This window comes from Mesorhizobium sp. M0292 (genome assembly GCF_040321695.1).
GTDB lineage: Bacteria > Pseudomonadota > Alphaproteobacteria > Rhizobiales > Rhizobiaceae > Mesorhizobium.
The window spans coordinates 1-24,866 of record NZ_JAMYSB010000015.1 but is presented as its reverse complement, the minus strand read 5'-3'; the positions used below and the strand labels follow the sequence as shown (position 1 = coordinate 24,866).

24 protein-coding genes, 1 tRNA gene and 1 riboswitch are annotated in these 24,866 nt (G+C 63.6%); of the genes, 14 read left to right on the top strand and 11 right to left on the bottom strand.

The genetic code is table 11. From position 1 onward, the window contains the following. The first annotated feature begins 284 nt into the window (after nucleotides 1–284). From proS to NKI96_RS21695, 4 genes are all read left to right on the top strand, one after another. Nucleotides 285–1,613: a proline--tRNA ligase gene (gene proS, locus NKI96_RS21710; protein ID WP_023735912.1), complete on the top strand. Its 1,329-nt coding sequence runs from the start codon at nucleotides 285–287 to the stop codon at nucleotides 1,611–1,613. 119 nt (nucleotides 1,614–1,732) lie between these two features. Further along, a complete protein-coding gene (locus NKI96_RS21705; RefSeq protein WP_031194713.1) occupies nucleotides 1,733–2,971 on the top strand; it encodes a lipoprotein-releasing ABC transporter permease subunit in 1,239 nt (412 codons plus the stop codon). After that, nucleotides 2,968–3,651: an ABC transporter ATP-binding protein gene (locus NKI96_RS21700; RefSeq protein ID WP_023685211.1), complete on the top strand. Its 684-nt coding sequence runs from the start codon at nucleotides 2,968–2,970 to the stop codon at nucleotides 3,649–3,651. Before NKI96_RS21705 ends, NKI96_RS21700 begins: the two co-directional genes overlap by 4 nt. Before the next feature lie 449 nt (nucleotides 3,652–4,100). After that, nucleotides 4,101–5,351, top strand: coding sequence for a site-2 protease family protein (locus NKI96_RS21695; RefSeq protein WP_352562496.1), 1,251 nt, complete (start codon nucleotides 4,101–4,103; stop codon nucleotides 5,349–5,351). Between the two features lie 19 nt (nucleotides 5,352–5,370). Here NKI96_RS21695 and lipB read toward each other — a convergent pair whose 3' ends face one another. Then, on the bottom strand, nucleotides 5,371–6,114 hold the full coding sequence (lipB, locus tag NKI96_RS21690) for a lipoyl(octanoyl) transferase LipB (protein WP_023751636.1): 744 nt from the start codon (nucleotides 6,112–6,114) through the stop codon (nucleotides 5,371–5,373). Between the two features lie 254 nt (nucleotides 6,115–6,368). On the opposite strand from lipB, the gene NKI96_RS21685 reads away from it, so the two are divergent. Next, nucleotides 6,369–6,453: transfer RNA gene (locus NKI96_RS21685), tRNA-Leu, on the top strand. A gap of 186 nt (nucleotides 6,454–6,639) precedes the next feature. Here NKI96_RS21685 and NKI96_RS21680 read toward each other — a convergent pair. Together NKI96_RS21680 and NKI96_RS21675 are read right to left on the bottom strand one after the other, a co-directional pair. After that, a complete protein-coding gene (locus NKI96_RS21680; RefSeq protein ID WP_081726779.1) occupies nucleotides 6,640–6,873 on the bottom strand; it encodes a GcrA family cell cycle regulator in 234 nt (77 codons plus the stop codon). 235 nt (nucleotides 6,874–7,108) lie between these two features. Beyond that, nucleotides 7,109–8,188 carry a sensor histidine kinase gene (locus NKI96_RS21675; protein WP_352806088.1) on the bottom strand — a complete coding sequence of 360 codons (1,080 nt, stop codon included), beginning with the start codon at nucleotides 8,186–8,188 and terminating at the stop codon, nucleotides 7,109–7,111. 398 nt (nucleotides 8,189–8,586) lie between these two features. Between NKI96_RS21675 and NKI96_RS21670 the strand changes: the two genes are divergently transcribed. After that, the gene (locus tag NKI96_RS21670; protein WP_352806085.1) at nucleotides 8,587–9,519 is read left to right on the top strand and encodes a TauD/TfdA dioxygenase family protein; all 933 of its coding nucleotides are present in this window, start codon (nucleotides 8,587–8,589) and stop codon (nucleotides 9,517–9,519) included. 27 nt (nucleotides 9,520–9,546) lie between these two features. Here the strand turns inward: NKI96_RS21670 and sucD are convergent, their stop codons facing one another. The 5 genes from sucD to NKI96_RS21645 form a co-directional block, all read right to left on the bottom strand. Then, entirely contained in the window at nucleotides 9,547–10,446 is a 900-nt protein-coding gene (gene sucD, locus NKI96_RS21665; protein ID WP_352806082.1) for a succinate--CoA ligase subunit alpha, read from the bottom strand. Between the two features lie 128 nt (nucleotides 10,447–10,574). After that, nucleotides 10,575–11,759: a malate--CoA ligase subunit beta gene (locus NKI96_RS21660; RefSeq protein WP_023727683.1), complete on the bottom strand. Its 1,185-nt coding sequence runs from the start codon at nucleotides 11,757–11,759 to the stop codon at nucleotides 10,575–10,577. A gap of 18 nt (nucleotides 11,760–11,777) precedes the next feature. After that, a complete protein-coding gene (locus tag NKI96_RS21655; protein ID WP_023727682.1) occupies nucleotides 11,778–12,752 on the bottom strand; it encodes an HpcH/HpaI aldolase/citrate lyase family protein in 975 nt (324 codons plus the stop codon). 10 nt (nucleotides 12,753–12,762) lie between these two features. Continuing rightward, nucleotides 12,763–13,953 (bottom strand): aminotransferase class V-fold PLP-dependent enzyme, encoded by a 1,191-nt coding sequence (locus tag NKI96_RS21650; protein ID WP_023690974.1) that lies wholly within the window; start codon nucleotides 13,951–13,953, stop codon nucleotides 12,763–12,765. A gap of 146 nt (nucleotides 13,954–14,099) precedes the next feature. Beyond that, nucleotides 14,100–14,765, bottom strand: a complete 666-nt coding sequence (locus NKI96_RS21645; protein WP_023670791.1) for a response regulator transcription factor — start codon at nucleotides 14,763–14,765, stop codon at nucleotides 14,100–14,102. Nucleotides 14,766–15,031: 266 nt separating this feature from the next. On the opposite strand from NKI96_RS21645, the gene mgtE reads away from it, so the two are divergent. Next, nucleotides 15,032–16,450 carry a magnesium transporter gene (gene mgtE, locus NKI96_RS21640; protein WP_023670790.1) on the top strand — a complete coding sequence of 473 codons (1,419 nt, stop codon included), beginning with the start codon at nucleotides 15,032–15,034 and terminating at the stop codon, nucleotides 16,448–16,450. Nucleotides 16,451–16,608: 158 nt separating this feature from the next. Then, nucleotides 16,609–16,995 carry a MerR family transcriptional regulator gene (locus NKI96_RS21635; RefSeq protein ID WP_006203215.1) on the top strand — a complete coding sequence of 129 codons (387 nt, stop codon included), beginning with the start codon at nucleotides 16,609–16,611 and terminating at the stop codon, nucleotides 16,993–16,995. Between the two features lie 309 nt (nucleotides 16,996–17,304). Here the strand turns inward: NKI96_RS21635 and NKI96_RS21630 are convergent, their stop codons facing one another. Beyond that, complete coding sequence (locus NKI96_RS21630; RefSeq protein WP_352806080.1) at nucleotides 17,305–17,811, bottom strand: methyltransferase family protein; 507 nt, start codon at nucleotides 17,809–17,811, stop codon at nucleotides 17,305–17,307. Beyond that, complete coding sequence (locus NKI96_RS21625; protein ID WP_023670788.1) at nucleotides 17,808–18,818, bottom strand: acetyltransferase domain-containing protein; 1,011 nt, start codon at nucleotides 18,816–18,818, stop codon at nucleotides 17,808–17,810. The genes NKI96_RS21630 and NKI96_RS21625 overlap by 4 nt, the downstream gene beginning before the upstream one ends. Before the next feature lie 233 nt (nucleotides 18,819–19,051). Here NKI96_RS21625 and NKI96_RS21620 point away from each other — a divergent pair, with 233 nt between their 5' ends. Next, complete coding sequence (locus NKI96_RS21620) at nucleotides 19,052–20,251, top strand: MFS transporter (RefSeq protein ID WP_352445494.1); 1,200 nt, start codon at nucleotides 19,052–19,054, stop codon at nucleotides 20,249–20,251. 7 nt (nucleotides 20,252–20,258) lie between these two features. On the opposite strand, the gene NKI96_RS21615 is transcribed toward NKI96_RS21620, so the two are convergent. Beyond that, entirely contained in the window at nucleotides 20,259–21,434 is a 1,176-nt protein-coding gene (locus NKI96_RS21615) for an aromatic ring-hydroxylating oxygenase subunit alpha (RefSeq protein ID WP_352806077.1), read from the bottom strand. Between the two features lie 134 nt (nucleotides 21,435–21,568). On the opposite strand from NKI96_RS21615, the gene NKI96_RS21610 reads away from it, so the two are divergent. From NKI96_RS21610 to cobO, 5 genes are all read left to right on the top strand, one after another. Then, nucleotides 21,569–22,261 carry a gamma-glutamylcyclotransferase gene (locus NKI96_RS21610; protein ID WP_031199063.1) on the top strand — a complete coding sequence of 231 codons (693 nt, stop codon included), beginning with the start codon at nucleotides 21,569–21,571 and terminating at the stop codon, nucleotides 22,259–22,261. Between the two features lie 67 nt (nucleotides 22,262–22,328). Beyond that, nucleotides 22,329–22,524, top strand: a riboswitch (cobalamin riboswitch). A gap of 36 nt (nucleotides 22,525–22,560) precedes the next feature. Beyond that, a complete protein-coding gene (locus NKI96_RS21605; protein ID WP_023670784.1) occupies nucleotides 22,561–22,740 on the top strand; it encodes a CbtB domain-containing protein in 180 nt (59 codons plus the stop codon). 15 nt (nucleotides 22,741–22,755) lie between these two features. Further along, nucleotides 22,756–23,559: a CbtA family protein gene (locus NKI96_RS21600; RefSeq protein ID WP_023670783.1), complete on the top strand. Its 804-nt coding sequence runs from the start codon at nucleotides 22,756–22,758 to the stop codon at nucleotides 23,557–23,559. Continuing rightward, nucleotides 23,552–24,064, top strand: coding sequence for a bifunctional adenosylcobinamide kinase/adenosylcobinamide-phosphate guanylyltransferase (gene cobU, locus NKI96_RS21595; protein ID WP_023710812.1), 513 nt, complete (start codon nucleotides 23,552–23,554; stop codon nucleotides 24,062–24,064). Before NKI96_RS21600 ends, cobU begins: the two co-directional genes overlap by 8 nt. Before the next feature lies 1 nt (nucleotide 24,065). Then, nucleotides 24,066–24,680, top strand: a complete 615-nt coding sequence (gene cobO / locus NKI96_RS21590) for a cob(I)yrinic acid a,c-diamide adenosyltransferase (protein WP_023830515.1) — start codon at nucleotides 24,066–24,068, stop codon at nucleotides 24,678–24,680. The last annotated feature ends 186 nt before the right edge of the window (nucleotides 24,681–24,866 follow it).

Here is a 24,866-nt window from a genome sequence, read left to right as displayed (position 1 = left end):
TTGCGAAACGAACAACACCGAGCTGCCGCATTAATGGGGCCAGGTGTGCTGGGTTGCCCGGACGCGCAAAGCGTGTGTGAGGACTTTGCCGTCAGGCGATCACTTTGCGTCAGAAGCATTATCGTTTTTCGGTGCGAAGGTCTTTGGAAGAAGAATCGATTTTTGCGATTTCGGACCGATGCGGCCGGTCGGGTTTCCATTCCGTCACGAAATAGCTATGAAGCCGGGGCAAGCAAGCCAGCCGCGCCGATTCCGGCGCAGCCTCCTCTCTCACGGACCTGTCCATGCGTTTGTCGCAGTTTTTCCTGCCCATCCTGAAAGAAAATCCGCGCGAGGCCGAGATCGTCTCGCACCGGCTGATGCTGCGTGCCGGCATGATCCGCCAGCAGGGGCAGGGCAGCTTTTCCTGGCTGCCGCTAGGCAAGCTGGTGCTCGACAAGGTCTGCCGCATCATCCGCGAGGAGCAGAACCGCGCCGGCGCGCTGGAAATCCTGATGCCGACCATCCAGTCGGCCGATCTGTGGCGCGAAAGCGGCCGCTATGACGATTACGGCAAGGAGATGTTGCGCATCAAGGACCGACAGGACCGCGACATGCTCTACGGTCCGACCAATGAGGAAGTGGTCACCGAGATCGTGCGCGCCTACGTCAAGTCGTACAAGGATTTGCCGCTCAACCTCTACCACATCCAGTGGAAGTTCCGCGACGAGGTGCGTCCGCGCTTCGGCGTCATGCGCTCGCGCGAATTCCTGATGAAGGACGCTTATTCCTTCGACCTCGATTTCGAGGGAGCCAAAGCCGCCTACAACCGCATGTTCGTATCCTATCTCCGAACGTTCACGCGCATGGGGCTGCAGGCCATTCCGATGCGGGCCGACACCGGGCCGATCGGCGGCGATCTCAGCCATGAATTCATCATCCTGGCCGACACCGGCGAGAGCCAGGTCTATTGCGACCGCGAATATCTGTCGCTCCAGGTGCCCGGCGAGAAAACCGACTTCGGCAATGACGGCGAGATCGCCGACATCGTCAAAACGTGGACGACGCCTTACGCCGCCACCGACGAGATGCATGACGAGGCGGCCTGGGACAAGCTTGGCGAAGCCGACCGGGTCTCGGCACGCGGCATCGAGGTCGGCCACATCTTCCATTTCGGCGACAAATATTCCAAGCCCATGGGCGCCAAGGTGACCGGGCCCGACGGCAAGGATCATTTCGTTTCCGGCGGCTCCTACGGTATCGGTCCGTCGCGGCTGGTGGCGGCGATCATCGAGGCCAGCCATGACGACAACGGCATCATCTGGCCGGAAGCGGTGACGCCGTTCGACATCGGCCTGATCAACATGAAGGCCGGCGACGCCGAGTGCGACCGCGTTTGCGGCGAGCTCTACGCCGCCTTCACCGGCGCCGGCAAGGATGTGCTTTACGACGACACCGACCAGCGACCGGGCGGCAAGTTCGCCACCGCCGACCTGATCGGCCTGCCCTGGCAGGTGATCGTCGGGCCGCGCGGCGTGGCCGCCGGCGAGATCGAGATCAAGAACCGCCGGACCGGCGAGCGCGAGACGCTGCCGGTCGCGGAGGCCAGGAAACGCTTCGGTGCAACCGCATGAGCGAAGCCGCGGCAGCGAAGTCTTCGGTAGCCCAGTCTCCGGTTGGCAAGTCTCCGGTCGCCAAGTCTCCGGTCGCCAAGTCTCCGGTCACCAAGTCTCCGGTCGCCGGCCCGTTCTCCATGTTCGAACGCATGGTCGCCTGGCGTTATTTGCGGTCGCGCCGCAAGGAGACGGTGATCTCGGTCATCGCCTCGATCTCCTTCCTCGGCATCATGCTGGGCGTCGCCACGCTGATCGTCGTCATGGCCGTCATGAACGGGTTTCGAGCCGAACTTCTGACCCGCATCCTCGGCGTCAACGGCCATCTGATCGTGCAGCCGCTGGATTCGCCGCTTGAGGATTATGCGCAGGTCGCAGCCCGCATCAACGGCGTGGCCGGCGTCAAATACGCGATCCCGCTGATCGACGGCCAGGTGCTGGCGCAGGGCAATGTCGGCGGCGGCATGGGCGCGCTGGTGCGCGGTATCAGGGCCGAAGACCTCGGCAAGATCGCCATCGTCGCCCAAAACGTCAAGCAAGGCACGCTTGACGGCTTCGACTCCGGCGAGGGCGTCGCTATCGGCAAGCGCATGGCGGAGAATCTCGGCCTTGTGCTCGGCGACACCATCACGCTGATCTCGCCGGACGGCGATGTGACGCCGATGGGCACGACGCCGCGGCTGAAGGGCTACAAGGTGGCGGCGATCTTCGAGGTCGGCATGTCGGAGTATGACAGCTCCATCGTCTACATGCCGTTTTCCGAAGCGCAGCTCTATTTCAACATGGACGGCAGGGCGCAGACGATCGAGATCTATGTCGACAATCCCGACAATGTCGACGCGCTGAAACCGCTGGTGGATGCGGCGGCGCAACGGCCGATCGACATGGTCGACTGGCGCCAGCGCAACGAGACGTTCTTTTCAGCACTGCAGGTCGAGCGCAACGTCATGTTCATGATCCTGACGCTGATCGTGCTGGTGGCGGCGCTCAACATCATCTCCGGCCTGATCATGCTGGTGAAGGACAAGGGCCACGATATCGCCATCCTGCGCACGATGGGCGCCTCGCGCGGCGCCATCCTGCGCATCTTCCTGATGACGGGCGCTGCGATCGGCGTAACCGGCACGCTCGCCGGCGTGCTGCTCGGGGTGCTCATCTGCACCAACATCGAATCGATCCGCCAGTTCTTCTCCTGGATGACCGGCAAGGTGCTGTTCAATCCGGAACTCTATTTCCTCAGCCAGCTGCCGGCAAAGATGGACCCGCGCGAGACCACCTATGTCATCCTGATGGCGCTCGGCCTGTCCTTCCTGGCAACAGTGTTTCCGGCATGGCGCGCCGCACGGCTCGATCCGGTCGAGGCCTTGAGATACGAATGAAGTCCGAGATCATTATCGAGCTGAAGAGCGTCGAGCGGCACTATGTCCAGGGGCCGCGCAAGCTCACCATTTTGAACGGCGCCGACTTTTCGCTGAAGCGCGGCGAGATGGTGGCGCTGGTGGCGCCGTCGGGCACCGGCAAGTCGACGCTGCTCCATACGGCGGGCCTGCTCGAGCGCCCCGACGCCGGTGACGTCATTCTGGCCGGCCGCGCCTGCGGACGGCTCTCCGACGACGAACGCACGGCAATCCGCCGCAACGATGTCGGCTTCGTCTATCAGTTCCATCATCTGCTGCCGGAGTTTTCGGCACTGGAAAACATCATGATGCCGCAGCTGATCAAAGGGCTTTCGCGCAAGGAGGCGTCGGAGCGCGCAGCACAGCTGCTCGACTATATGCAGATCGGCAAGCGCGCGTCGCACCGTCCGTCGGAGCTGTCCGGCGGCGAGCAGCAGCGCGTCGCCATTGCCCGCGCGGTCGCCAATGCGCCCTTGCTGCTGCTCGCCGACGAGCCGACCGGCAATCTCGACCCGGTCACCGCCTCCTATGTCTTCGAGGCGCTTGGCGCGCTGGTCAAGCAGTCCGGCCTTGCCGCGCTGATCGCGACCCACAATCACGAACTCGCCTCGCGCATGGACCGCCGGGTGACGTTGGCGGACGGCAAGGTCGTTCCGTTGTAGGCCCCAACTTCGTCATCCTAGGGCGAAGCAGGAGCGGAGCTCCGTCGCGAAGACGCTAGGATGACGAAGTGATTGGGGCGTGTCGGCCATGCGATGCGCCCTCCGTCAACACTGTCGTCACCCCGTCAACCTTTCCTTAACCCTGCTCAAACCAGCTGTCAGGATTCGTCGGCATGCCGTCTCCTGATCGTTGACATTCGAACAAAATTAGAACAAAATACGAACATAGCAACAACAGGAGAGAGTTATGAGCGATCTTGTTCAGGACGTCGTTTCGTTGGTGTGCATGAGTGCGTTTCTGGTTTCCATGGCTGTCTGGATCGGCGCCATGTGATGCAACTGCGGTTCGCCGCACTGTTTTAGGCGGGCAGGAAGGCGCTGTGCCGTTAAGCCTTTCTTGCCGCCATGACGCTAGGCTGCCCCGCCAAGACAGGGAGCAAAAACCTCAGGTGTCGCCGATCGTGACGGCCCTTCTGGTGGCCGGTAATCTCGGACTGATTTTCCTTCTGATGACTGCGCCGCTCGGTTTGCGCACGGTGAGGCTCAGCCGCGTGGTCGCAATGGACCGGCAGCGCCTCTGGCAGGCGCTGTGGCCGCTCGGCAGCGATGCCGGCTGGTCCGGCGAGATACTCTCGGCCCAGCCGCTGGACGGGCAGGGCACGGCCCGCATCCTGCTGTCCTGGGAGGGCCGGGACGGCCAGCCGATCGAGCGAAGGTCGCGCTTCGAGGACGTCGTCGAAGGCAGTCGTTTTTCGATGCGGGTCATCGAGGATACCGCGCTCGACGCGTCGTTCTGGAAGGATTTTTATGAGACCACCGAACTCACCTCGGAAGGTGCCGGCACGCGGGTGACGCTCAGCCAGACCGATCGCTATCGCGGCGTCGCCTTCCTGGTGTTCCGCTACTTCGCCATGCGCCGCGAGCTCGGCAAGCTGGAGGTCTGGGCGAGGACCGGACAATATCGCAAGGGCGGTTGGTTCGAGCATCCGCTGAGCCAGGTCGGTTTCGCCGTTCTTTCGGCTTTCATCCTGTGGCCGTTCTTCGGGCTCAATCTCGGCGGCCTGGCGCTGGCCGCGATCCTGACCTCGGTGGTCGCCCTGCATGAGCTCGGCCACATGGCGGCCTTTCGGCTGACCGGTCATCGCAAGGCGCGGATGATCTTTATTCCGCTGCTCGGCGGCCTCGCCATTGGTGGCCGGCCTTATGACAGCCGCTTCGAGGTCGCCTTCGTGGCGCTGATGGGCGCCGGCTTTTCCGCGTTCCTGGTTCCGCTGCTGATCGTCGCCAGCGGGCTCGCATCCGGCGAGGGACATCGGCTTGCCGCGGCCCTTCTGGCGACGCTTGCCGGCTTTGCCGCATTGTTCAACATCGCCAATCTGGTGCCGGTTTGGAAATTCGACGGCGGCCAGGTACTGCGCCAGATCTGCCCGGGGCCGGTCGCCCTGGCGCTCGCCTCGTTTTCCCTGCTCTCGGCCTTGCTGTGGCTTGGCTGGCTGGCCGGCTTTTCCCAAACCTTTCTGCTGGTGGCGGGCGCCGTCTTTGCCATCCTCAGCCTGATGACAGTGGGTAGCGGGGTAAAACCGCGCCACGAATTGAAGCCGATCCGCATCTTCGACCGTTTCGCCATGGCCGGCGCGCTGCTGGCCGTCTTCGCCATTCACGGTTTCGGGCTGTTGTGGGCCTCGGCGCGGTTGCTTTGAGCGTTGGTCGAGGCGAGACTCAGCCGGCCTTGCGAGCCGGTTCTGCAGAAGTTGACTCCGCTGCCCCGAAAACATCCTCGAAGGCGGATTTCAGCGCCAGGTCGAAATCGGCCATGGTCACGGGCAGGCCGAGGTCGACGAGGCTGGTGACGCCGTGATCCGGCACGCCGCATGGCACGATGCCGCTGAAATGGCTGAGATCCGGCTCGACATTGACGGCAATGCCATGAAAGCTCACCCAGCGCCGCAGCCGGATGCCGATGGCCGCGATCTTGTCTTCAGCCGGCGAGCCGTCGGGCAGGGACGGGCGCTCGGGCCGCACCACCCAGACTCCGACGCGGTCCTCGCGGCGTTCGCCGCGTACATTGAAGGCGGCAAGCGTGCCGATGATCCACTGCTCGAGCGCGGCGACGAAGGCGCGCACATCCTCGCGCCGGCGCTTCAGGTCAAGCATGACATAGGCAACCCGCTGCCCCGGGCCGTGATAGGTGTATTCGCCGCCGCGCCCCGCGGCAAACACCGGGAAACGGTCGGGGTCGATCAAATCCTCGATGCGGGCGCTGGTGCCGGCGGTGTAAAGCGGCGGATGCTCGACCAGCCAGACCATCTCGGCGGCCGCACCCGTGCGGATCGCCTCGGCGCGCGCTTCCATCAGGGCCAGCGCATCGGTGTAGCCGGTCAGGCCAGGCTCGATGCGCCATTCGACCGGCGCTGACCCGGGCAAGGGCAGGAACGACGTGGCGATCTGGCTGCGTTCGGTCATGGCTTTTCGTTTTTCGCTTAATGCACGCCGCTTGGCAAAACCGCCTTGCGCTCTGGGGCGGAATGCATTCGCCCTTCATATGGCGGTATCCGGCTGAAACGTCCAGTTCGCCGTCCTTTGCGCGTACCACAGGACGCGCGGCGCTGTAGAGGCCGATATGCCAATTCGCGGCGATTATTGCGCGCGGCGCCCTTGTTTCGCCGGAAACGATTTGCTACACGCCGCGAGCCGGTTCGTTCCGGCTCCTACCACGGGCGGTCGTGGCGGAATTGGTAGACGCGCAGCGTTGAGGTCGCTGTGGGGCAACCCGTGGAAGTTCGAGTCTTCTCGACCGCACCAGTTATTTTTCGGCCATTTAATCGTTGCGACTTCAGGCTGTCGAGGCCGAATCATCGCTTTGGCGATTGAACCGGCCGCTGCAGAGTTGCAACAGGAGTTTGCAGAAACCGCAACGCGAACACGTTAGCTCGCGCCTGCCAGCCTCCTGCACCGGGTGGCGGGGCAGGGGACGGCTTTCTGGGCGACCTAAGCGGCGCGTCGTTGAGGGAAATGGAGACCCGGACGGGCTCGACGAGGGTCAACGGCCGTCACGACGGTGTGGTGGTGATCGCAATAGACGCGATCCGGCGACGTTGGCCCGGCACAAAAACGGTAGCCACCGGGTACCGAGCGGTCTTCGCTCACCGGGAAGCGGCACTGGTTGAGGCCTAGCTGAATGAGGGGGACGTCTCTAGACGCTGGTCTGATATTTTCATGCATGATGGTTTTCAGTTTCCTGGTTCATAGCCATTGCCGGCTGACGGCCGCGGTGCGACCCGCCGGGGCGAGCTTCTCTCGTTTTGGAGGGCTGTGGACCACATATGGTGCTGATCGCACCGTCAAAGAAGCCCGGCGCCCCGCTTCTGCAGCCAAATCGTTTGCGACTTAAGGCCACACCCGCGAGCGCCCGAAGCACCTGTCCGGCCGGGATTTGCCGGCGCGCCGTTGCATAGCCTCAGTCCGTCGCCGCCGATCGCTTGAAGACGATGGTGACCTTGGTTCCCTCGCCGGCACTCGACTTGACGTCGAATTGCGCCTTGGCATTTTCGGTCAGCGACCGCGCGATCAGGGAGCCGAGCTTGCCGGGCCTGGGCCAGGTCTCACCGGTTGGCAGACCGATCCCATCATCGGCGACAGTCACCCGGCAACCATCGCCGCTGACGACGCTGTGCAGCGTGATCGTGCCGCCCTCGCGCCCGACGAATGCATGTTTGAGAGCGTTGGTCAGCAACTCATTGACGACCAGGCCTGTCGGCATGGCAACGTTGATGGATACCGGATAGGTATCCACCTTAAGGTCGAGGCGGATACCTTCGACTGCGTGCGACGCCATGACGGCGGACGCGATCTGGCTAAGATACACGCCAAGATCCACCTCATCCTTCTGCTGGTCAGCCGACAATGTCTGGTAGAGGATTGCCAATGCGTCTACCCGGCCGGCAAGCCTTTCGAAACGCTTCTGGTCGGGTTCGGTGGCGTTGCGGGTTTCCATCCGGATCAAAGCGGTGATCATCTGCAGATTGTTTTTCACCCGGTGCTGCAGTTCGCGCAATAGGGTGTCCTTCTCCCGGATGAGCTCCTCCGCGGGTCGCGCGTCCTCGGTCTCACCGTGTGCCGTGACGTCGACAAGCGCCACCAGCCGGAAGCAGAGCTTGCCGTTGTCGTCCTCGATAACGTTGGAATAAACGTCGACGATTGCCGGCTTGTCCTCGCCGCGCTCGAGGCGAAATGTGCCGACGAAATCGGTGTCTTCAACGACAGCCTCGGCGAGCGGCCTGTCCTTCTGCCGATGAAGCCCCCTGCCGGAAAGGGCCGCCCAGTTTTCCCGCGCAAGCTTCGGCGCCTTGAGGTCCGAGAGCTTCTCGAATTCGGGATTGGCGTAGACGACACGCTCCTTCGCGATCAATTCCGAGACGGCGATCGCGATCGGCATCTGGTCGAGAAATTTCTTGAACTGGTCGCTTTCCAGCGCGGTGGCGAGGTCAGGCGTATCGAGCAATTGCTCGACAGCGTCAGCCTTATCGGAGTCTGTCATCTCGGCGCCTGCGTGATGCGTGGAAGCCATCAATATCAGGCATGCAATTCACCCGCCATCTCCAATATCGAAGGGATACGACAGCGTCACTACTGGTGCGGGCCGCGTCGCGCAGCGCTCCACCGCCTGCCGCTCACGAACGAATTGGACAGAAGGCATTTTTCTCAGAGCCGCCGAACTTTGAAAAGAAATGTCTATGGAATTTGTAGAATTACGCTTTGAATGGGATCTCGGTACTGCTCGCAAGCCTTGGCGGCCTTCGCCTCCTGAGTTGAGATCAGTGCTCTCGTTGCCAAGCAAGTCGGCTCCCGATGAGGGAGTTGCTCCGCCGATCGCTATGCGGCCGGCAGACGGCGGAGCATTGCCACCAGCCCGCGGCTTTAGAGGAAGAGGTTCCCATGACCAGACTTACCCCCGTAGAGCAGATCATCCCGGTTTCCGATATTGTCCCGCTTACCGGACGCGTCGGCGCAGAGATCAGGAACATTCGGCTCTCCGGCGACCTGCCACAGCAGACGGTCGCGGCGATCAACCAGATCCTGTTGCGGCACAAGGTGGTGTTCTTCCGCGACCAGGCGCATCTCGACGATGCCGGGCAGGAGCGCTTTGCCCAGCGTCTCGGCGACCTCGTCCCGCATCCGACCCAAGGTCCCGTCAAGGGAACGGCGTCCATTCTCGAACTCGATTCCAGCCGTGGCGGCGGTCGCGCCGACCAATGGCATACCGATGTCACCTTCGTCGACGCCTATCCGAAATTCTCCGTTCTTCGCGGCGTCGTCATACCGCCGGCCGGCGGCGACACCATCTGGTCGAACACCGCGGCCGCCTACCAGGACCTGCCCGAGCCGTTGAAGCTGCTGGCCGACAATCTCTGGGCGGTTCACAGCAACGCCTACGATTACGCCGCGGTGCGGCCGCGTGCGAGCGCCGCGGAAAAGAAGCACTTCGAGGAAATCTTCACCTCGACGATCTACGAGACCGAGCATCCCGTCGTCCGCGTCCATCCCGAAACAGGCGAGCGCACGCTGCTGCTCGGCAATTTCGTGCAACGGCTGATCGGCCTTTCCAAAAGCGATTCGGCGAAGCTTTACGAGGTGTTCCAGTCCTATGTCACGGCGCCGGAGAACACCGTGCGCTGGCGCTGGAAAGCCGGCGATGTGGCGATCTGGGACAACCGCGCGACGCAGCACTACGCCGTCAACGACTATGGCGACCAGCACCGGGTGGTGCGTCGCGCCACGGTCGACGGCGACGTTCCCGTCAGCATCGACGGCCGCCGCAGCGCCAGCCGCACCAAGGTCGCGAAGCCGGCAGCGGACAAGGCGGCATGAGGCGCGGTCGAACGCGAAGGCCGCTGTTCAGGCGGCCTTCTTCATACGTGATAGTGTCTCTGCAACCACCTCACCAAACGACGACGGCGTCGGCACGATGATCACCCCGGCGTCCTTTAGAATCTCGACCTTCTCCTGCGCCGACTCGCCGAAGGCCGAGATGATGGCGCCGGCGTGGCCCATGCGGCGGCCTTTGGGGGCGGAGAGGCCGGCGATGTAGGCGATCAGCGGCTTCCTCATGTTGTCGCGCGCCCAGATGGCAGCTTCGGCTTCCTGCGGTCCGCCGATCTCGCCGATCATCACCACGGCGTCGGTGTCGTCATCCTGTTCGAACAGTTTCAGCACGTCCTTGAAGGAGGAGCCGTTGATCGGGTCGCCGCCGATGCCGACGCTGGTCGAGACGCCGATGCCGAGCGACTTCATCTGCGACGCCGCCTCGTAGCCCAGGGTTCCCGAGCGGCCGACAATGCCGACGCGGCCGGGGAGGTAGATGCTGCCGGGCATGATGCCCATCAGCGCCTGTCCGGGCGTGATGACGCCGGCGCAGTTCGGGCCGATCAGCCGCATGCGGTCCTCGTAGCGGTAGCGCAGCATGTAGCGCTTGACCTGCATCATGTCCTGCGAGGGGATGCCGTCGGTGATGCAGACGCAGAGTTTAATGCCGGCGTCCGCCGCTTCCATGATCGAATCGGCGGCAAAGGGCGGCGGCACGAAGACGATGCTGGCCTCGGCGCGGGTCTCGCGCACCGCGCCCTTGACCGTGTTGAAGACAGGCAGGCCAAGATGCTTCTGGCCGCCTTTGCCGGGCGTAACGCCGCCGACCAGCTTGGTGCCGTAGCGCTTCATGTCCTCGGCATGGAAGCTGCCGATCTTGCCGGTGAACCCTTGCACGATGACGCGGGTGCTGCGGTTGAGCAGGATTGCCATTTTCTCGACCTCCCTAGAGCATGATGCCGAAAAGTGTGAAGCGGTTTTCGGACGACATCATGCTCCATCTGTTTGATTTTAGAGACGGATTCAGATTTCAGGTCGATTCGACCTGAAATCATCCGGCTCTAGGCTGCTTTTTTCTTGGTGGCCGCGCGCCATGCGGCGACGGCCTTTTCGGCGGCTTCCGCCAACGTGTCGGCGACGATCACCGCCTCGCCGGAATCAGCCAGGATGCGGCGGCCTTCCTCGGCCCTGGTGCCGGAGAGACGGACCACCAGCGGCACGTTGACGCCGACCTCGCGGATCGCCTTGATGACGCCCTCGGCGACCCAGTCGCAGCGGTTGATGCCGGCAAAGATGTTGACCAGGATGGTCTCGACATTCTTGTCGCCGAGCACGGCGCGGAAGGATTTCGCCACCCGCTCGGGCGAGGCGCCGCCGCCGATGTCGAGGAAGTTGGCCGGTTCGCCGCCGGCGATCTTGATCATGTCCATGGTAGCCATCGCCAGCCCGGCGCCATTGATGATGCAGCCGATGTTGCCGTCGAGCCCGACATAGGAGAGGCCGCGGTCGCTGGCGAAGGTCTCGCGCGGGTCTTCCTGGCTCTTGTCGCGCAGCTCGGAGATTTCCGGCCGCCTGAACAGCGCGTTCTCGTCGAACGACATCTTGGCGTCGAGCGCGATCAGATTGCCGTCGCGGGTCACCACCAGCGGATTGATCTCCAGCATCGAGGCGTCGTAGTCGCGAAACACCCGGTAGCAGCTGAAGATGGTCTCGGTCGCCTTGCCGATCAGATTGTGGTCGAGGCCGAGCCCGAAGGCGATCTCGCGCGCCTGGAAACGCTGCATGCCGACACCGGGATCGACCGATGTGCGCAGGATGGAATTGGGCGCCTTCTCGACGATGTCCTCGATCTCCATGCCGCCCGCCGCGGACGCCACGATCATGACGCGCTCTTCCTTGCGGTCGAGCACGAAGCCGACATAGAGCTCCTGCGCGATATCGACGGCTTCCTCGAGATACAGGCGCGAAATCAGCTTGCCGCGCGGGCCGGTCTGCTGGGTCACCAGCTTGCGGCCGAGCATGGCTTCGGCAGCGTTGGAGATCTCCTCGTCATTGGCGCAGAGCTTGATGCCGCCGGCCTTGCCGCGGGCGCCGGAATGCACCTGCGCCTTCAAGACCCATTTGGCGCCGCCGATCTCGCGCGCCCTGTAGGTCGCCTGCTCGGGGCTGTAGGCCAGCCCGCCGCGCGGCACATGCACGCCGTGGCGTGCCAGCAGTTCCTTGGCCTGATATTCGTGGATGTCCATTTTGTCCTCCCTGAACGGTCAATGCGCGGCGACACGCGGCTCGCTAGAGAATTGACCGGCGCGTTCGATTGCCTCGTTGACCACCAGAACATTGCGCGCCATGCGTTCCGACGCTGCATCGATCATCTTGCCGTCGAGGGCGGCTGCTCCCTTGCCCTGCGCCTCCGCCTCCTTCAGCACTTCAAGGATTCGCCGGGCACGGGTGACCTCCTTTTCCGGTGGCGAGAAGACGTCGTTGGCAAGCGCGATCTGCGAGGGGTGGATCGCCCACTTGCCTTCGATGCCGAGGGCCGCCGCGCGCCTGGCGCCAGCGATGTAGCCCTCCGGATCGGAGAAGTCGCCGAACGGCCCGTCAATCGCGCGCAAGCCATAGGCGCGGCAGGCGACGGTCATGCGCGACAAAGCGAAATGCCACTGGTCGCCGGGATAGTCGGGGTTGAGGCCACCGATGTTGACGGTGCGCGCCTTGCAGCTTGCCGCATAGTCGGCGACGCCGAAATGCATGGCTTCCAGCCGGCCGGGTGTCGCGGCAATCGCCTCGACATTGGCCATGCCGAGCGCGGTCTCGATCAGCGCTTCGAGGCCGACGCGGGTCCTGAAACCCTTTGCCATCTCGATCTGGTTGACCATGGCCTCGACCATGTAGAGGTCGGCCGGCACGCCGACCTTCGGCACCAGGATGGTGTCCAGCCGGTCACCGGCCTGTTCCATCACGTCGACCACGTCGCGGTACATGTAGTGCGTGTCGAGGCCGTTGATGCGCACCGAGACGGTCTTGCCCTTGGCGCGCCAGTCGATGTCGTTGAGCGCCTGGATGATGTTCTTGCGGGCGCGTTCCTTGTCGGGCGGGGCGACCGCATCCTCGATGTCGAGGAAGATGAAGTCGGCGGCGCTGTTGGCCGCCTTGTCGATCATTTCCGGGCTGGAGCCTGGAACCGCCAGCTCGCTGCGCTGCAGCCGTAATTTCTTGAGGTGGTTGATGGTGTGGCTCATTGTCGGCTCCTCAGGCGGCTTCGGCGACCGGCACGGCGGCCGAGGCGCGGAAGTGCTGGATGGCGGCGCCGACGCCGGAGCCGGGCGCCAGCCGTACGCCGCAGTCGAGCAGCGCCATTTCGGCGGCCGAGAGCGAGGCCAGCACCATCACCTCGTTCAACCAGCCGAGATGGCCGATGCGGAAGACCTTGCCGATCACCTTGTTGAGGCCGCCGCCGAGCGCGGTCTGGTATTTCTGGTAGGCGCGCTTGACCACATCGCCGCTGTCGACGCCGTCCGGCACCAGGATGGCGCTGACCGTATCGGAGTGCCATTTCGACGCCTTGGCGCAGAGCTTCAGGCCCCAGGCGTCGACCGCCTTGCGCACTCCTTCGGCGAGACGATGGTGGCGGGCGAAGATGTTTTCCAGCCCTTCCTCGGCGATCAGGTCGAGCGAGGCGCGCAGGCCGCGCAGCAGCTGTGTAGCCGGCGTATAAGGGAAGTAGCCGGCATCGTTGGCGCGGATCATGTCCTCGAAGGAGAAGAAGCAGCGGCGGTGCGTGGCGCTCCGCGAGGCCACCAGCGCCTTCTTGCTGACGGAGAGGAAACCGAGGCCGGCGGGCAGCATGAAACCCTTCTGCGAGCCGCTGACCGCGCAATCGACGCCCCATTCCTCCTGGCGAAAGTCGATCGAGCCGATCGACGAGACGCCGTCGACGAAGAGCAAAGCAGGGTGGTTGGCGTCATCGAGCGCGGCGCGGCAGCCGGCGACGTCGCTGGTCACGCCGGTCGCGGTCTCGTTTTGGGTGCAGAAGACTGCCTTGATGCGGTGCGCCTTGTCGGCCCTGAGCCGCTCGGCATAGAGCTCGAGCGGCACGCCGGTTCCCCATTCGCAGTCGATGACATCGACCTCGAAGCCGAGCCGTTCGGCCATGTCGACCCACAGATGCGAGAACTGGCCGAAGCGCGACATCAGCACGCGGTCACCGGGGCTGAGCACATTGGTCATCGCCGCTTCCCAGGCGCCGGTGCCGGAGGAGGGATAGATGAAGACGCGGCCGGTCTCGTTCTTGAACACCGTCTTGATGTCTTCGAACAGCGGTAGCGTGAGATCGGGGAAGGATGCTGCACGCATGTCCTCCATCGGCAGGTTCATCGCCTGGCGGACCTGTTCGGGGATGTTGGTCGGTCCGGGAATGAAAAGATGGGTGAAACCGGCCATGTCGCGAACTCCTCCTGATCCAGCAAAGCGGTGATGGGGAGTTTCGTTTCGACGGCTAAAGGCGACAACACCTCAAGGGGTAACATCTTGCCGCGCGTGGGTGGGGGTTGCCTACCCGGGTGACCTACCCGCGGCTCAGCGCTTGCCTACCCGAACGGCTGCTTCTGGGTACGCCTCTCGCGCGCGTAGAGCGCCACGGCCATCGCCCGGTTGCGGACGTCGAGCTTGTCGTAGAGATTCTTGAGGTGATACTTCACCGTGTTCTCGGAAATCCCGGTACGCGTCGCGATCTGCAAATTGGTCCAGCCGTCGGACAGCACGGCCAGCAGTTCGCGCTCGCGCACGGTGAGCAGCGACAAGGGTGTGTCGTTGACCTTGTTGATGTCGATGTAGGGGATGCAGATGCGGCCATGCGCGACGGCCAGGATGGTCTCGAAGATGATCGCCGGATCGTCGAACTGGAAGCAGTAGCCCTGGGCGCCGAGCCGCACGCACTGCTTCAGGATGCCGATGTCGTGGTCGTTGGAAAACACCGCGATGCGCACGCCGAGCTTGCGGCTGTGAACCTCGGCCAGCACATCGGCGCCGTCCATGTCGGCAAGCTTCCACCCGATGATTGCGACGTCGAATTCGCCTTCCGCTGCCAACTCAAGAAAATGCCTGCCGCTTTGCACGCAGGCCAGGAGCTCGAAGCGCCCGTCGCAGTCCAGCATGTCGCGCAGCGCCGATATCACGAGCGGATTGCGTTCGGCCACGACCACGCGCACGCGCCGTTCCTCGATTGCTTTCTGCGTCTGCGACCTGATCTTCAAGGGCTTCCGGCTGTTCTGGTTGTCGCCTGGGCGGGTCCGGCCTTTGCCTGAACCTGCATCATGACAATTCTGCCCCAACCGTGCTGGGGTGCTCTTTCCCCAGCGACATGCGCTGTCGCGCCGCCTGAATCCTGGGCGGCGTCATATCCTGATGAAATCGCTCTCGCCCATATGCAGGGCGGGGCGCATTTCGTTTGATATTACCGTGCGTTGCGCGCTAGACCTGACAGGCACCTTTTCCGAAATTCCCATGGCGGGAGCCGCTGGTGGAACGCCAGGACGACCACACGACCGGCGCCAAAGCCGCTGACGATGCCCACGCCGACATCTATGGCGAGGACGGCGCCGTTCTGTCATCATTCCTCGCCCAGATCGGGGCGGCGATCGCCGATCGCGATACGCTGACGCTGAAGCGCGAAGTCGACGACCTGCACCAGTCGGAACTTGGCGATCTGCTCGAGGCCCTGCACCCCGAACAGCGTCGCGCCCTTGTCGAACTGCTCGGCGCCGACTTCGACTTCTCGTCGCTGACCGAGGTCGACGAGGCGATCCGCCGCGATATCGTCGACAATATGCCCAATGAGCAAATTGCCCAGGGCATGCAGGACCTCGATTCCGACGACGCGGTCTACATTCTCGAAGATCTTGAAAAGGAAGACCAGGACGAGATCCTGTCGCAGCTGCCGTTCACCGAGCGGATCAGGCTGCGCCGCTCGCTCGACTACCCGGAAGAGACCGCCGGCCGCCGCATGCAGACCGAGTTCGTCGCCGTGCCGCCGTTCTGGACCATAGGCCAGACCATCGACTACATGCGCGAAGACAAGAACCTGCCCGAGCGGTTCAGCCAGATCTTCGTCATCGATCCAAGCTTCAAGTTGCTCGGCGCCATCGACCTCGACCAGATCCTGCGCACCAAGCGCACGACCAAGGTCGGAGACGTGATGCACGAGACGAGGCACGCCATTCCGGCCACCATGGACCAGGAAGAGGCGGCGCGGGACTTCGAGCAATACGATCTTCTGTCCGCCGCCGTCGTCGACGAGAACGAGCGGCTGGTCGGCGTGCTGACCATCGACGACGTCGTCGACGTCATCCAGCAGGAGGCCGAGGAAGATCTGCTGCGCATGGGCGGCGTCGGCGACGAAGAGTTGTCCGACAGCATTCTTTCGACCTCGCGCTCGCGCGTTCCCTGGCTGCTGGTCAACCTGTTGACGGCGTTCCTGGCGGCGTCGGTGATCGGCCTGTTCGACCGCACCATCGAGCACATCGTGGCACTGGCCGTGCTGATGCCGATCGTGGCCGGCATGGGCGGCAATGCCGGTTCGCAGACCATGACCGTCACGGTACGCGCGCTGGCGACCAGGGATCTCGACATCTACAATGCCGGCCGCATCATCCGCCGCGAAATGGGCGTGGGTTCCATCAACGGCATCATCTTCGCCGTGCTGATCGGCATCGTCGCGGCCGTCTGGTTCCGCGATGCCAATCTGGGCGGCATCATAGCGGCGGCGATGATCATCAACATGTTCGTGGCAGCCCTTGCCGGTATCCTGATCCCGCTATTGCTCGACCGGTTCAAGATCGATCCGGCGGTGGCGTCGGCGGTTTTCGTCACCACCGTCACCGACGTCGTTGGCTTCTTTGCCTTCCTGGGGCTGGCCACCTGGTGGTTCGCTATCCCTTGAGAAAGAGGCGTTGCGGGCTCAATTGACTTTTACGTAAATGTGGTGCGAGGCTTGCGCGGGGTTTCATGCCGAGTCCGGCTTGGAACGGGGTTGATCGGAATGCGTTGTAAATCCCGGGCGACCGGGCGTTTTCCGATGTTCCGACATTTGGAGCAAAGATGCGGGAATATTATTCGATCACCGAACTGACCCGCGAATTCGACGTGTCGACGCGGACGCTGCGCTTCTACGAGGATGAGGGGCTGGTGCAACCGGTCCGGCGGGGCCGCACAAGGCTGTTTCGCCCATCTGACCGGCATCTGATCCGCCAGATCATGCGCGGGAAACGGCTCGGCTTCTCGATCAACGAGATCCGCGAAATCATCCAGATGTACAAGGAACCGCCCGGCGAGGTCGGTCAACTCAAGCTGATGATCAAGCGCATCGAGGAAAAGCGCGAGGATCTCAGGCAGAAGCGCCGCGATCTCGAGGAGACGCTGGCGGAGCTCGACCAGGCTGAGGAGTCTTGCGTCGAGCGGCTGGTGGAGCTGGGGGTTAATACCTGAGCGGACCGTCGAGCGTTTGCGCGCCCGTCGCAAACGTTCGCGATTAGCGGAGGCCTTCCACACTTCGTCATTCTAGGGCGAAGCAGGAGCGAAGCTCCGTCGCGGAGACCCTAGAATCCATTCCGTGACATCGGTCGTGGAGTGCAGCGGTAGCGAATTCTGGACCATAGCAACGCTCTGGAGTCGCGGCATGGATCCTCGGGTCTGCGCTGCGCCGCTACGCTTCTTGCTTCGCCCGTGGATGACGAAGAGATGGGCGTTTCGGCTAGTCGCCAAGGCATGCGAACCCTGCCAGCGATCACACCCGCCTCAAATCCAGCGCCTGACCCGCTTCGCATAGTCGCGGTACTTCTTGCCGAATTTGGCGAACAGCACCTTCTCCTCGCTCTCGATGGCGACCTTCTGCGTTGCAAATGCCGCGATCAAAGCCAGCGGCAGGAACCATACGATCCCCGAGACGAAGGCGACGCCGATCAAAAGCAGCGTGTTGGCCAGATACATCGGGTTGCGCGTCACGCCGAACGGGCCGGACGTCACCAGATGATCCGGCACGCCATTGGGGTTCATCGTCGTTTTGGCCCGGATCATGGCGCGGATAGCGGTGAACCAGAGGGCTGCGACGGCAAACAGCACCACAAAGCCGGCGGCAAACAAAAGGTCGCCCAAGAGGTCGCCGATCCAGGGCAGAGGATAGAACAGGCCGAGCACGATGCTGATGGCGATGGCGGCGATGTAGATCAGTGGCGGCCACGGGATCAGCCGTGGTCTCGATAGATCGGGTTTTGCCAGCCCGGGTTTTGTGAGCTTGTCGGTCATTGTTGCCCTCCCTGCGTCATCGGGCTCTCCTCCGTCCTGGCGGTGCAGATGCCGGCGAGTTCACCGAGATGCGCTTTGAACTCCGGGGTCTGGTCGCCATTGTAGAGCCGGTCGAATGCCGCTTCGCTTTGCAGCGTGTCCAGCATGCACACACAATAGCTGGTGCAGAACTCCGTGTCGCGCTGCTGTTCGCAAGATACCTGGCATTCCTTGAGGAAGATCACTTCCCTTGTTTCGACGGGCGCCGGCGCAATCTGCGAGAACAGCCAGACGCAGCCGAACAGCAGCGGCTGGTGGATCAGGTAGAAAGCCAGGCTGTGGCGGCCGATGAAGGTGAGCGGCCTGGTCCAGCTTCCTGATCCCAGCGTGGCCAGCCGCGCCAGCAGGCCGGTGGTGGACGCAAACTTTGCCGCGGCGATGCCGAGAAGTACGGCGCCGAACCAGGGAAACAGCGGCACGTAATCGTTGGAGCGCGGGTTGATCGCCGACAGGCCGACCCACCACAGCGCCGGATGATCGAAGGCTTCGGATCGGAGATACAGGGGGACTGCGATCACCAAAGCTGCCACGAAAAGCGTCAGCAAGGACGGCAGCCGCAAGAACAAAAGGCCGAGCAGGCTGGCCAGCGCGATCTCGTGCAGGATGCCGAAGAAGATGAAGCTGTCCGGCGTGATGAAGTACGTGACCGCCGATATAGCGGCGGCCGCGACGGCGACCATGGCAAAGCGTTTCCAGAAGCCGGTCCAGCGGATCTGCCTGCCATGCGCGAGAAACAGGCTGACGCCGACCAGGAACAGGAACGTCGAGGCGATGCAGCGCGCATAGATCTTCCACCAGCCGACGGCGGTGAGGCCGGGATCGGTGTAGTGGAAATTTTCGAGATCCCAGGTGAAGTGGTAGCTCGCCATGGCGATCAGCGCGATGCCGCGTACGACATCGATGGCGACGATGCGCTTCGGTTGATCTCGCTTCAGTTGATCTCCAGGGGGTGCGGTATGGATGCTCATGGTCTCGCGATCTGATTCAGCCCCAAAGACGACTATCACGGTTGCACCGGACAAAAGAAGGCCGCCCTCTACGCTCCGGGTCGCGCCGTGCGGCTGCATCGGGCGGCGCTTTAGGCCAGAGCCGGAAAGCCTTTGGCCGAATTCGCTTTTTGCCGGGAAGGGGTCGGTTTCCTGTTACCGGCGGAGGAAGCGCCAGCGCAGATTTGACGCCGCGAGTCTGATTTGGGGATCAAATGTCCACCCATGTGCGCCATCCGATCTGGCTTCCGGCCCTGCGTCCGGCGGATGCCCGCACCTTTGCCTCGCTCTATGCGGTCGAATCCTTCGCCCGCGCCACGGTATCGAGCGTCATCCCGATCCAGGCTTATGAGATTCTGCACAACGAGCAGATCGTCTCGATCCTCTACACCATCGTGGCGCTGCTCGGCCTGTCGGTGACCTTGTTCATGCCGATGTTGATCCGCAGGTTTGCCCGGCGCTGGGTCTATACCGCCGGCGCCTGCCTGCTGGCGATAGGCTCTCTGTTCTTCGTCACCCACACGCTTGCCGGGCAACTGACAGGCATGCTGTGCCGCGTCATGGGGGCGAGCGCCCTGTCGATCACGCTCAACCTCTACATCATGGACCACATCCGCAAGACCGATTTCATGCAGGCCGAATCGCTGCGCATGGCGTGGTCGATGCTGGCCTGGACCGGCGGGCCGACGCTCGGCATCTTCCTCTACACACGCTACGGCATCTATGCCGCGCATGGCGCGGTCGCGGTGTTTGCGTTGGCCTTGCTGGCGCTGTTCTGGACCTACAGGCTGGGCGACAACCGGTCGATCCGGCCGGGCAAGACACGGCCGGCCAATCCGCTGGCCAATATCGGCCGCTTCGTAGCACAACCCAGGCTCAGGCTGGCCTGGCTGATCGCCTTCGGCCGCTCCTGCTTCTGGACGACGTTCTTCGTCTACGGGCCGCTGTTCATGGTGATTACCGGCGAGGGCAAGCTTGCCGGCGGCCTGCTGGTTTCGGCCGGCAATGCGCTGTTGTTCATGGCGATCTTCTGGGGCAAAGCGGGAAAACGCTTCGGCGGCCGGCGCACCATGACCTTCGCCTATTTCGCGATGTCGGCGACGCTGCTTGCGGCGGGCGCGGTCGGCACTACCGCGCCGCTGCTTACGGGCTTTTTCCTGCTCTGCGGCGCCTTCTTCACCATCGCGCTCGATGCACTGGGCTCGACCGCCTTCATGCGCTCGGTGCGGTCCTATGAGCGGGCGCAGATGGCCGCGGTCTACCGCACCTATCTCGACTTTTCCGAGCTGACGCCGCCGCTGGTCTATTCGGTGGTGCTGGCGTTTTTCGGCCTCGGCTCGGTGTTCGTGACGCTGGGCATTCTGGCCGCTGTTTGCGGCTTTATCACCTGGCGCTATCTGCCGAAGTCGCTTTAGTCGCCGATCAGGCGGTTGCCTCAAGCGCTGCATGCCGCTCGCACACCCAGTTGTGGAAGCGGTGCAGATCGTACTCCTCCGGCATCAGCACGCCGGCCGCGTGACGCATGGAGCGCAGGCCTTTCTGGTTGATCTCGCAGATCGCGGCATCCTCCTCCAGCACCTGGGTGCCGAAGGCGACGACATTGTCGATGTCCGTCTCAGCCAGCGCCTCGGGCGCGAACAGCCATTCGGCGGTGAGTTCGGTCTGTTCGGGACCGAGCGGCATCAGTCGCACCGTCCTGACATAATCGACATGGCCGACGATGAACATCGAGGGCAGGCTGGTGGCATAGGTCTGTCCGGCCGCACGCTCGGCTGGCGTCAGGCCCGGGAAGACCGGGCCATGGGCATGTCCGTCGCGCGACCAGGTCTCGGCGCCGGCGCGCAGGCCACCCGAAAACTCCGGTGCGTCATTGTCGGCATGGCGGACCCAGTCGGGGTCGTCGTGCCGGCTCATCAGGCCGCGGCCGTATATCGGCACCAGCCGAGACAGGTCCTTGTGGACGCCTGGGCAATGCAGGCACTCGTTGAAGTTCTCCCAGAAGATTTTCCAGTTGCAGTTCATCACCTTGCGCAGGACATGGCCTGATACCAGCGTTTCCAGCGGCCAGTTGGCGAGGTCGCCGGATGCGGGATCGAAGGAGGTCTCGGCGGAGCCGGCCGTCGCCTGCTGAAGGTTCACAAAGACAAAGCCGCGCCACACCGACAGCGCCACCCGGTAGAGCGGATGATCTGCCTTGTCGAAACCATCTGGCAGCGATTTCGAGGGAACGCGCACGAGATCGCCGCGCAGCGAGTAGGACCAGGCATGGTAGGGGCAAGTGATGAGCCGCGCTTTCAGCCGGCCCTCGCTTTCCTGGCAAAGCTGCGAGCCGCGATGCCGGCAGGTGTTGTGGAAGGCGCGCAACTCGCCGGTGTCGTCGCGAAGCACGACGATTTCCTGCGTGCCGACGCGGAATGTCCTGAATGCCAAAGGCTGGGCAAGATCGGCCTCGCGGCAGACGAGCAGCCAGCTTTTGTACCAGATGGCCTCGAGATCGCGCTGGTAAGCCTCGCTATCCCAATAGGCCGATGACGGTAGCGTCGGTTCGGCCCGGCTCAGGCCGTTATAGGGGTCGCGCTCGCTCGGGTTGGGATGCATGGCTGGCTTCCTATGAAGCGTCAGCCGACACCCCGGCAAATCGTTTGTCAATCAGAGTGCCGCATTGCCGGTTGCAGGCGCGGCGCATAATCATGTCGTGGACATGGGACATTCGGAATTGGGGGGATTCGGACGTGGCCGCACGACAGATGTCGCTTACGCCGGAGCTGGTCGCGCGCTGCTGGCGCGAGATCAGGGACCCCGGGCCTGATCCGGACGCGATGCATCTCGATGAAGCCGACTATGACGCGCTTCTGGATGAATTGCAGGTCGAACTCCCGGATAGCGAACCGCTATGGCTGTTCGGCTATGGATCGCTGATCTGGAAACCGGAAATAGATTATGTCGAGGACCGCGTTGCGCTGGCGCGCGGCTGGCATCGGTCCTTTTGCATGAACATGACGCGCTGGCGCGGCACCAAGGTCAGCCCCGGCCTGATGATGGCGCTGGACCGTGGCGGACAATGCAAGGGCGTCGCCTTTCGGCTGACCGACAATAACCGGCGCGAGCAGTTGGGCCGGCTTTTCCGGCGCGAAGTCACGCTGAAGCCGACAAGCTACCGGCCGCGCATGCTGAAGCTTGCAAGCGAGGCCGGACCGCTCAGGGCATTGGCCTTCGTGATCAACCGCAACGGCCTGACCTATTCCGGCCCGCTCGACGAAGGCAAGATCGTCGAAAGGCTGGCCACGTCCTGCGGGCACTGGGGATCGGGCGCCGACTATCTCTACAACACGGTGAAAAACCTTGAAGAGCGCGGCATTCACGATCGCCATCTGTGGCGGCTGCAGCGGCTGGTTGCCGAGCGGATCACCGCGTTGAACCCGTAACGCCGCATGGCGCATTCGCGCTGTTGGCCGGCGGAATTTGGTTTGCCGGATGCGGCCGTTTCAGCCTATAGTCATGCATGTCGTCGGTTCCGTTAGGGACCAAGAGGGAATGCGGTGAGGGCTGACTTTGTTGCCCAATGCCGTGGCTGCCCCCGCAACTGTGTGCGGTAGTCCTCTCCAAGCCACTGAGGATTTTTCCTCGGGAAGGTGGGGAAGGGCGCTGATCCGCGAGCCAGGAGACCTGCCGGCGACAGGGAACTGACTTCGATGCCCTCGGGTGGAGGGCGAAAGGACAAGATATGAATACCGCTTCCGTCTCCCTCGGCGCATCCGTCTCCTCGCAGTCGCGCTTCATGCAGCTCGTGCTTAGCGCGTTTCTGGGCATTTTCGTCGTCGGCGTTGTCGGTTTCTCGCATATCGATGCGGTCCACAATGCGGCGCACGACTATCGCCATTCGATGGCGTTTCCCTGCCACTGACGAGGATCTGACATCATGAACCTGTTTCGCAACGTCGTGTTCATCGCGGCGATCGCAGGGCTCGTGGCGGGTGTCGCTCTCGCCTGCATGCAGGCCTACGCCACCGTGCCGCTGATCCTCAAGGCGGAGGTCTACGAAAAGGCTGGTGGCGGCCATGAGCATCAGCATGCCGCGGCGCCCGCCGCCAACGCTGCGGACACCGATGCCATGAGCACCGCCGCGCCGGCGGAAAATGCGGTGAGCAGCGCAGCACCGGCTGAAGCAGCCGCGCCGGCGGAGGACGAAGGCTGGGCGCCGGCCGACGGCTTCGAGCGTTTCGCCTTCAGTGTCGTCGCCAATATCGTCACCGGCATCGGCTTCGCGCTGGTCCTGGTGGCGGTTTCCGAGTTCGCCGGCGGCATCGGCAGCTGGCGCCAGGGCGTGTTCTGGGGCTTGGCCGGCTTTGCCGTGTTCACGCTGGCGCCGGGCCTCGGCCTGCCGCCGGAACTGCCGGCAATGCCGGCGGCCGATCTCATGCAGCGCCAGATCTGGTGGTGGGCAACGGTGATGACAACGGCGATCGGTCTTGCCCTTATCACCTTCCGCACGTCGGCGCCCCTGACCGTGCTCGCCGTCGTCCTGATCGTCGCCCCGCATATTGTCGGCGCGCCGCAGCCTGACAGTTTCGTAACGCCGATCCCGGAGGGCCTGCATCATCAGTTCGTGGTGGCGGTGACGCTGACCAATCTGGTGTTCTGGCTGGTGCTCGGCGCAGTTGTCGGTGTAGTGCGCGCGCGCTTCGCCGGCACCGCGACCAGCCTGCGCGACAGCTTTGCCTGATCGCAGTTTGACCTTCATCATCGGCGGTGCGCGCTCCGGCAAGAGCGCGCATGCCGAAACTTTGGCGACGGCGTTGCTGCCGCCATGGGCTTATATCGCCACCGCGCTAGCCTATGACGGCGAAATGCGCGAGCGCATCGCGCAGCACCGCTCGCGCCGTGGCGAGGGGTGGGCGACCATCGACGCCCCGCTTGATCTTGCCGGTGCGCTCGAGGCATTGCCGGACAACCAGCCGGTGCTTGTCGACTGCCTGACGCTGTGGCTGACCAATCATATGCTGGCCGATCATGATCTGGAGGGGGAGTGCCGGCGGCTGGCCGATGTGCTTTCGCGGCCGCGCGGACCGTGGTTCGTGGTCTCCAACGAAGTCGGACAAGGCATCGTGCCCGACAATGCGCTGGCACGCCGGTTCCGCGATGCCGCCGGCCGGCTCAACCAGCAGATCGCGGTCGTAGCTGATATGGTGCTTCTGATGGTGGCGGGGCTGCCGCTCAAGGTGAAATGAGATGACCGATATCGACACAAAAGACGAAGAGCGCCATCGCGCCAAGATGGCCAAGCGCAAGGCGGTGCAGGACGCCGAGGTCGCGGAAAAGACGGTCGAGAAGGGGCTGCTGATCGTCAACACCGGACCCGGCAAGGGCAAGACCACGGCTGCCTTCGGGCTGGCGCTGCGCATGCTCGGCTATGGCAAGCGCGTCGGAATCGTCCAGTTCATCAAGGGCAAATGGCACACCGGCGAGAAGGATGCCTTCGCGGCGTTTGGCGACCGCGTCGTCTGGCACACGATGGGCGAGGGTTTCACCTGGGAGACGCAGGATCTGAAGCGCGACATTAAGGCGGCCGAAGCCGCCTGGGCCAAGGCGCTGGAACTGATCGCCGATCCCTCGATCAGCCTCGTCGTGCTGGACGAACTGAACATCGCGCTGCGTTACGACTATCTCGATCTCTACAGAGTGGTGGCGGCGCTGAAAGCGCGGCGCGAAGGTCTGCATGTCGTCGTCACCGGCCGCAACGCCAAGCCGGCGCTGGTCGAGGCGGCGGATCTGGTGACGGAGATGGGCGTGACGAAGCATCATTTTTCGGCCGGCGTGAAGGCGCAGCAGGGGATCGAGTTTTGAGGGGTTTCGTGGGGAGGGTCGATCCGCGAAGCGGATCGGGGTGGGGGTCCTCGTAGGTCGCAGTGGGGGGGCCCCCCGGGGCGGGGGGGGCGCGCCCCCCCCCCGGGCGGGGGGGGGGGGGGGGGGGGGGGGGGGGGGGGGGGGGGGCCCCCAGCGCCGGCGTCGGCGGTTGCGCCTGCATCGGCT

Excerpts from the sequence above, each read along its gene's own strand:
- sucD (WP_352806082.1), bottom strand. The coding sequence starts at position 10,446 with ATGGCAATCCTGCTCAACCGCAGCACCCGCGTCATCGTGCAAGGGTTC.
- NKI96_RS21680 (WP_081726779.1), bottom strand. The coding sequence starts at position 6,873 with ATGCATGAAAATATCAGACCAGCGTCTAGAGACGTCCCCCTCATTCAG.
- lipB (WP_023751636.1), bottom strand. The coding sequence starts at position 6,114 with ATGACCGAACGCAGCCAGATCGCCACGTCGTTCCTGCCCTTGCCCGGG.
- NKI96_RS21655 (WP_023727682.1), bottom strand. The coding sequence starts at position 12,752 with ATGAGCCACACCATCAACCACCTCAAGAAATTACGGCTGCAGCGCAGC.
- NKI96_RS21630 (WP_352806080.1), bottom strand. The coding sequence starts at position 17,811 with ATGACCGACAAGCTCACAAAACCCGGGCTGGCAAAACCCGATCTATCG.
- cobO (WP_023830515.1), top strand. The coding sequence starts at position 24,066 with ATGACCGATATCGACACAAAAGACGAAGAGCGCCATCGCGCCAAGATG.
- NKI96_RS21625 (WP_023670788.1), bottom strand. The coding sequence starts at position 18,818 with ATGAGCATCCATACCGCACCCCCTGGAGATCAACTGAAGCGAGATCAA.
- NKI96_RS21670 (WP_352806085.1), top strand. The coding sequence starts at position 8,587 with ATGACCAGACTTACCCCCGTAGAGCAGATCATCCCGGTTTCCGATATT.
- NKI96_RS21700 (WP_023685211.1), top strand. The coding sequence starts at position 2,968 with ATGAAGTCCGAGATCATTATCGAGCTGAAGAGCGTCGAGCGGCACTAT.
- NKI96_RS21600 (WP_023670783.1), top strand. The coding sequence starts at position 22,756 with ATGAACCTGTTTCGCAACGTCGTGTTCATCGCGGCGATCGCAGGGCTC.
- NKI96_RS21705 (WP_031194713.1), top strand. The coding sequence starts at position 1,733 with ATGTTCGAACGCATGGTCGCCTGGCGTTATTTGCGGTCGCGCCGCAAG.
- NKI96_RS21675 (WP_352806088.1), bottom strand. The coding sequence starts at position 8,188 with ATGACAGACTCCGATAAGGCTGACGCTGTCGAGCAATTGCTCGATACG.
- NKI96_RS21615 (WP_352806077.1), bottom strand. The coding sequence starts at position 21,434 with ATGCATCCCAACCCGAGCGAGCGCGACCCCTATAACGGCCTGAGCCGG.
- NKI96_RS21635 (WP_006203215.1), top strand. The coding sequence starts at position 16,609 with ATGCGGGAATATTATTCGATCACCGAACTGACCCGCGAATTCGACGTG.
- NKI96_RS21660 (WP_023727683.1), bottom strand. The coding sequence starts at position 11,759 with ATGGACATCCACGAATATCAGGCCAAGGAACTGCTGGCACGCCACGGC.
- NKI96_RS21620 (WP_352445494.1), top strand. The coding sequence starts at position 19,052 with ATGTCCACCCATGTGCGCCATCCGATCTGGCTTCCGGCCCTGCGTCCG.
- NKI96_RS21605 (WP_023670784.1), top strand. The coding sequence starts at position 22,561 with ATGAATACCGCTTCCGTCTCCCTCGGCGCATCCGTCTCCTCGCAGTCG.
- proS (WP_023735912.1), top strand. The coding sequence starts at position 285 with ATGCGTTTGTCGCAGTTTTTCCTGCCCATCCTGAAAGAAAATCCGCGC.
- NKI96_RS21650 (WP_023690974.1), bottom strand. The coding sequence starts at position 13,953 with ATGGCCGGTTTCACCCATCTTTTCATTCCCGGACCGACCAACATCCCC.